The organism is Velocimicrobium porci (assembly GCF_009696045.1).
In the GTDB taxonomy this organism is placed as follows: domain Bacteria; phylum Bacillota; class Clostridia; order Lachnospirales; family Lachnospiraceae; genus Velocimicrobium; species Velocimicrobium porci.
Genome location: NZ_VUMT01000066.1, coordinates 1 through 1,432 on the forward strand (window position 1 = coordinate 1; position 1,432 = coordinate 1,432).

Genomic DNA, 1,432 nt, shown 5'->3' on the forward strand with positions numbered 1-1,432 from the left:
ATAGCGTAAGCTAGTAAGACCCCTGAGAGACGATCAGGTTGATAGGGCAGAGGTGGAAGCATGGTAACATGTGGAGCTGACTGTTACTAATCGGTCGAGGGCTTGACCAAGGAAAGAGGTTGCAAGATCGGGTAAAAGAAGGATGGAATTCAGTGTGTAGTTTTGAAGGTATCAATTAAAAATAAGAAGCATAAGATAAATTAGTTAGAGAGTTCACGAACCTCTGAAAAGATAGAATTTTCTCCGGTACCGTGAATTTTGTATATAAAAAGTAATATTCCTCGATAGCTCAATGGTAGAGCACACGGCTGTTAACCGTGGGGTTGTAGGTTCGAGCCCTACTCGGGGAGTTTTGGCTCCATGGTCAAGCGGTTAAGACACCGCCCTTTCACGGCGGTAACAGGGGTTCAAATCCCCTTGGAGTCATATGGCGACATAGCCAAGCGGTAAGGCATGGGTCTGCAACACCCTGATCACCAGTTCAAATCTGGTTGTCGCCTTATAGAGAAAACCCTTGTAACTATAAAGTTACAAGGGTTTTTTGTCGTTTTTACTTTTCACGCTATTTTTCGATAAAGTATTATATTTATGGTATAATAGTCACATAACATTTAAACCTAGTCACAAGAAAGGAGATTGCTTTGAAAAAAATTATAGCATTTTTAATGTGTTGCTGTTTGTTATTTACAACATTTGGCATTTCGGCAGAGGCAGCGAACGTAAAGACTAAGGATGAGTTAAAAGCTGTACTTGCCGATATTGCAGCAGATTTTCATGCGACCAATGGCACAACAAAACAAGATGTATTAGACTATGTACAGAGCACACTCCCTACGGCTTCTGTGTGGGCAACTAATGGAAATTACAGCTTCAAGATTCGTCTGGCTACAGAAAAAATGGCGGGTTTTGTTAGTATGGGTATTGGCGTTACCTTAGATGGAGTAACAGTGGAGCCATACATTTTCCGCCAGGATATTGCTGCACTTTCTAAATCTGCTGATGCAACCAATATTGAGGCTGATAAGACTGCTATGGAAAAGGTAATCAAAGGACTGACCTGTACCAACAAAACTACCAAAGAGGATATACTAAAAGCAGTAAAAGCTGCAGCAACTCACGGAACGAGTGTTGTCTGGGGAAATGATTTCGTAAAGAAAGAAGCTACGGATACTTCCGTAGGAAATATAAGTGGTACCTTAAAGCTGAGCTTAGGCAGTGAAACACGCAATATTGCATTTGTAAAGATTATCTCGATGGACGCAATCGGCGTCGGGAAAGAAAACGATCTTATGGAGGATCGGGCAGCTATAAAATGTCAAGACCTAATGTACAAAAAATATGATATAAAAATGTACAATTAGTCTGTTTGTTTTAAGTGATCTTTTAATCTGTATGATTTTCCTGATATAGGAATTACATGTGCGTGATGCAA

At 40.4% G+C, this 1,432-nt stretch carries 1 protein-coding gene, 3 tRNA genes and 1 rRNA gene; all 5 read left to right on the forward strand.

Annotated features, from left to right (window positions below; all coding sequences use genetic code 11):
- Positions 1-110, forward strand: a 23S ribosomal RNA gene (locus FYJ58_RS14620); the annotation flags it as partial.
- A 168-nt stretch (positions 111-278) separates the two neighbouring features.
- Positions 279-350, forward strand: a tRNA-Asn gene (locus FYJ58_RS14625).
- 4 nt (positions 351-354) lie between these two features.
- Positions 355-426: transfer RNA gene (locus FYJ58_RS14630), tRNA-Glu, on the forward strand.
- A gap of 3 nt (positions 427-429) precedes the next feature.
- A tRNA-Cys gene (locus tag FYJ58_RS14635) sits at positions 430-500 on the forward strand.
- Between the two features lie 141 nt (positions 501-641).
- Positions 642-1,361, forward strand: a complete 720-nt coding sequence (locus FYJ58_RS14640; protein WP_154520395.1) for a hypothetical protein — start codon at positions 642-644, stop codon at positions 1,359-1,361.
- The last annotated feature ends 71 nt before the right edge of the window (positions 1,362-1,432 follow it).